This is a genomic window from [Flexibacter] sp. ATCC 35208 (genome assembly GCF_001975825.1).
Taxonomy (GTDB): domain Bacteria; phylum Bacteroidota; class Bacteroidia; order Chitinophagales; family Chitinophagaceae; genus Chitinophaga.
In genome coordinates, this window is record NZ_MTKN01000140.1 from 1 (window position 1) to 4721 (window position 4721).

Here is a 4721-nt window from a genome sequence, read left to right on the forward strand (position 1 = left end):
AATGTGGTAAAATCCAATCTCGTATCTTATCTTCGTCTATGAGTCCCAGAATTATTCGTTTTTATTTGCTAAAACAAAAATCCTTAATTCCTGGGACTTCCTTTTTTTCCTTCAAAAAGTGTAAACAACTTCAGTATCTTATTAGAAAATCGAAAGTTCCTAATCATCTTTTTGACCCATTACCTTTTGGTTAAAGCGTATCAGTCTCGTTTCGCTCCTTCATCTTAACGACGATTCAATCGCAGATTTCTGTTCGTAATCATATTTGACTTAGCTTGATGGGATTGCGGATTGAGACTTCCACTTACCACCTTTTAACCCATGCTTGCGTAGTTTTGATAGTCAGTCTTACTACGTGGGTTATGCCTTCATCCCGATACCGGGGAGATTGGAATCTCACCAATTCAAAAATTGCAGTTAAGCGGCAATGGCCGCTCTGCTTCTTCCTGCACCTTTGAGTGCAGTTCGGAAGCAAACGAGTCGCACTTCAATACAAATATTATCTGTAGCTCTTCCAACACCGTCCATGCTGAATTTGATCTCAGCATTTAATACCGCTGAGGTGAATTCCTCACTGGTAAACTGGCTTCCCTGATCTGTGTTTAGGATCTCAGGAGTGCCATAGATGGAAACGGCCTTTTGAAGGGCTTCCAGGCAGAAATCAACAGTCATGGTATTACTTAGCGTCCAGGATAGCAAATACCGGCTATGCCAGTCTATAATCGCACACAGATACATAAAACCTTTCGCCATCGGAATGTAAGTGATATCCATGCTCCAAACCTGGTTGTTCCTGTCAATATTAAGCCCCTTTAGCAGGTATGGATACTTTTGGTGGTATTTACATGCCTCGCTCGTATTGGGAACCGGATATATGGCCGAAATATCCATTTTTCGCATCAGGCGCCTAATCCGCTTCACATTGACAACCAGATCATCTGTACTCAAATGTTTGGCCATCCGAACAGCCCCGAAATAAGGATGTTCAAGGTGGAGACGATCAATCTGAGCCATCAGCTCCAGATTTTGTTTGCTCTCTCCTTTAGGCTCATGATAATGACTGCTACGGGATACTTCAAGCAATTGACATTGACGTACAATGCTAAGCTCCGTATCATCCTTGCTTACTATAGCCATCCTTCCAGTTCTTCCCAAAGACCTGTTCAGATTTTTTTTTCAACCAGTCATTCTCTACCTTGAGTTGACCGATTTGCTTATATAGTTCATCCTTTTCTTCCTGGTGATCTGTTGCTTCAGAATCAGCTTTCTTACCCTGATCAAATACCTGTTCAGAGCCTGATAACAGCTGTTTCTTCCACTCCGTTATCTGAGTGGGATGTAAATCATACTTCTCAGCCAGCTCTGCAAGTGTGAGTTGTTCTTTTAAGGCTTCTACTGCTACCTTCGATTTAAATGCTGCATTGAACTTTCTTCTTCCCTTGTTCATATCGTAAATTTAAGATGTTTTTCCACTTAAACTTACTGTCCGATTTTTGGGGAGTATTATAGTATCCAGTTCATCAGCGAGCCTTTTAACCACATCAATAGTAGGCTTTACTTCATCACGTTCATATTTACCAATGATGGAATGATTGGTATTAAGGAGCTTGGCCAACTCGCTATGGGAGAGGTCTTTGGCCTCTCTGCACTCTCTTAATTTTTTACCGAAGCTGCTCATTATTGGGTCATTTATGGCTTATCGCCTTTATGGAAACATGGATAGTTACATTGAAAACGGTAGAGAAGTACCTATTATTAAATTTACTATGGTGATACAGTAATAAAGATGGCAATAGTATTATCGTCCAAACTGTATCAAAAGAAGCGCAGGAAACTTTTTTGCAAGATGTAGATAATGTTACGGCTGATTTAAATTATGAAAAATTAGGAGAGAGTAAAGAAATGGTTAAAATAGATCTTGCTGCAGGAGTGTTTGATGGAACTTCAACGGTTGTCGGTTACTATAATGAAATCTCAGAAAAAGGGGAGAAATTAAATAAGACATTGACATATTTAGGTTATGTGAAGTCCTTATCAGAAGGTGACTACATTGGAGTAGGAGGGGATCTGGGGAAAGAAGCATTAGCTGCCGGAACCAAAAAAATGGCAGAAGAAATGGCAACTCGAAGTGGAATGATTAAAGTTTTGGGAGTTAGCCTTAAAGCTGGCTTGCCAAAGATAGCTGGGTTACTTGGATATGTGTTTGATGCCGTACCTACAGGCGATGCTTCTGTTTCAGGACATAATGATGCGATGGTAAACTTAGCAACGAGCCAACTTAAAACAGATGTGATAAATAGCTTAATTTTCTTTTTTGTTAATGGTAACAATCTTAAGGCTCAATCATTAAATTTGACGAGTCAAATGAATAATAATCAGAACGCTAAAACAGATAACACAAAAACTACAATAAATGTCAGAAAATAGAGAACCACTTTTTTTCGTTGAATCATCTTTAGATAAATTAAAAACCTTTTTAAACTACACTATAATATTATTGGCAACTATTTATGTTGGCAAAGATTTTAGTGCGAATCCGGTTCTAATAACTATAGTTCTCTTAGTTTTTTTAATTGCTTTTTATTATAATAAGTATTCTCAAATAAGGGTCTATAGAGATAGTATTGAACATACTTTTAAACATCCTGTTGATCTGTTTTCCCATAGGACTTCAATATTGTTTAGTGATATAGAATCTATTGAAATGGATCTTAAAAGAGATGGCGCTAATTTCATGTTGATAGAGATGATTGGTAGCTTGTTGGTAAGGTACACAGTAACGAATACTATTCGATTTAAACTTAAAGATGGGACCGAAAAAATATTAATGACACAAATTTTTAAAAAAGATGTTTTGAAGGCAATAGAAGTATTAAGAAGTGTTACAGAAAATAAGATACAAATTTTTGAGTAGCTTTTTATATGTAAGATTATTGAAAAACTATGTGAATAATTAAAATCGAGGTTATTGAGGTTGCTCGCCAAAAGTGTCTAACTTGATAGTACTTCAACCACCTTGATTTTTTAATTTTAAACATACACAGCAAACATGAAACCAGATGATTTCATTACGTACGACTTTCTAAAGCAGTTGCAGCTAGGTAAGAGACTAAATGATTTCCTTGCCTAGATTAAGAAGAGTGGGGTGCTGGAAGGTGAGTTGGATAGGCATCTGGGCTATGTTATCCATTTATGATGATACAGGTGGTTAGGAAATTTACTTTGAATGAATACAGGTATGGGTTTAATGGAAAGGAGAATGACAATGAAATAAAGGGCGAGGGGAATCAGCAGGATTATGGTATGCGGGTGTATTATCCAGGGATCGGGAAATTTTTGAGTGTGGACCCGTTAACACAATCATATCCTGAACTGACACCTTATCAGTTTGCCAGCAATACCCCTATTCAAGGTATTGACTTAGACAGTGAGGAAGTGAAGTTTGTAACGAATTATTATACGACGCAGAATAGTCAACCAATATACAAGGCGGAGACGGATTATGGGATAACAGCTATAGCTAATTGGATGACCGTCCAAATTCATAAGTATCGTGCTGTCGATTCAAGGGGGAACGTGCATTACTATGCTCGTCCTTCTCCTTTTGTTGATCGTGAAAACACTGCTACTTCTTCCGCATTTTCCATTTCTGCCACCGGTCATGGACCCGGGCAGTTTAAATTACAGACCATCCTAAGCCTTTTATTATTTTCCCATCAGTAGAAGCAGCTATGATATATAAAGTTGAATATATTCAACGTTACGATGGCAATTGGGCGCGTTGGGTAGCCCGAGAAAAAGCTCCACAGGAGAGCTAAAGAGCTAATGTGATGAAGAAGAGTACCAAAATTGTCGATTCATTGATTAAGGCAAATACTAATAAAACATCTACTGGTCTTAAATTTAAATTATTATGAGTAAATATTGGTTCTTATTTTTTTGCGCTGGTGTTTGGGCATGTAATGAAACGCCTAAGGATAAAAAAGCTGATGTGGTAAGTGATAGTGTAATTATCGCGCCCAATCAGAATGATTCTGTCATCACAAAGCCTGTTGTCACAGAAAAACAAACAGGATCAAGCAGTGTTATGGAATGTGATCAGGCGCTAAATTTGATGTTTCAAACAAGTAATTATCATCCGGATGATAAGACTCACCTGTCAGATTATAAAATACACATAAATGAACCAGGTGATGCCGATGACCCCTCAATAGGCATTCGGATTTATTACTCACCTGGCCGAAAAGATAGTTCCTTGGCTGGGGTATTAAATCTTGATTTGCAAACAGGCAAGTTAGTGGATTTATCTCCCCAATTGGATCATCCGGTGGAGCTTACTTACGATTCAAGCTATCTTAATATTATACGGAAGAACTGTGGGAATTTACCGCCAGGATTGTTCTGATATTTTTTACTAAATAGCATTTGATTCTATAATAGCAGGGAAATAAAATTAGATGGAATATTGCTAATTATTTTTGGAAATAAGGAAGGCGTCTCGCACCAGCGAGACGCCTTTCCTATTTACTCCACCGTCACATCATACACCGTCTCATTCGCCGGCAGATCCTTCGCTACCGCTCTCACTCTACACCCTGCTATCGCACTATTCGCCACTGTCGCCGTATACAACCAATCCAACCCATTCGCCTCCAACACCGCATCACCCTGCTCTATCAAATCACCCACAGCAGAATAAATCGCCACTCTCACACTTACCC

7 protein-coding genes and 1 pseudogene are annotated in these 4721 nt (G+C 38.5%); 4 read left to right on the forward strand and 4 right to left on the reverse strand.

From position 1 onward, the window contains the following. Positions 1 to 417: 417 nt before the first annotated feature. The 3 genes from BW716_RS34365 to BW716_RS34375 are packed head-to-tail and all read right to left on the reverse strand — an operon-like array spanning position 418 to position 1678. A complete protein-coding gene (locus tag BW716_RS34365; RefSeq protein WP_083730568.1) occupies positions 418 to 1137 on the reverse strand; it encodes an IS3 family transposase in 720 nt (239 codons plus the stop codon). Continuing rightward, a complete protein-coding gene (locus BW716_RS34370) occupies positions 1115 to 1447 on the reverse strand; it encodes a transposase (RefSeq protein ID WP_083730569.1) in 333 nt (110 codons plus the stop codon). Before BW716_RS34370 ends, BW716_RS34365 begins: the two co-directional genes overlap by 23 nt. A 9-nt stretch (positions 1448 to 1456) precedes the next feature. Further along, positions 1457 to 1678 (reverse strand): helix-turn-helix transcriptional regulator, encoded by a 222-nt coding sequence (locus tag BW716_RS34375; protein ID WP_083730570.1) that lies wholly within the window; start codon positions 1676 to 1678, stop codon positions 1457 to 1459. 161 nt (positions 1679 to 1839) lie between these two features. Between BW716_RS34375 and BW716_RS34380 the strand changes: the two genes are divergently transcribed. The 4 genes from BW716_RS34380 to BW716_RS34395 all read left to right on the forward strand — a co-directional run bounded on the left by BW716_RS34380 (position 1840) and on the right by BW716_RS34395 (position 4405). Then, positions 1840 to 2427: a hypothetical protein gene (locus BW716_RS34380; RefSeq protein WP_083730571.1), complete on the forward strand. Its 588-nt coding sequence runs from the start codon at positions 1840 to 1842 to the stop codon at positions 2425 to 2427. Continuing rightward, complete coding sequence (locus BW716_RS34385; protein WP_143709218.1) at positions 2414 to 2914, forward strand: hypothetical protein; 501 nt, start codon at positions 2414 to 2416, stop codon at positions 2912 to 2914. Before BW716_RS34380 ends, BW716_RS34385 begins: the two co-directional genes overlap by 14 nt. Positions 2915 to 3192: 278 nt before the next feature. After that, complete coding sequence (locus tag BW716_RS34390) at positions 3193 to 3723, forward strand: RHS repeat-associated core domain-containing protein (protein WP_083730573.1); 531 nt, start codon at positions 3193 to 3195, stop codon at positions 3721 to 3723. A 190-nt stretch (positions 3724 to 3913) separates the two neighbouring features. Beyond that, positions 3914 to 4405: a hypothetical protein gene (locus BW716_RS34395; protein WP_083730574.1), complete on the forward strand. Its 492-nt coding sequence runs from the start codon at positions 3914 to 3916 to the stop codon at positions 4403 to 4405. A 119-nt stretch (positions 4406 to 4524) separates the two neighbouring features. Here BW716_RS34395 and BW716_RS37320 read toward each other — a convergent pair. Beyond that, positions 4525 to 4721, reverse strand: a pseudogene (locus BW716_RS37320) (hypothetical protein); the annotation flags it as partial.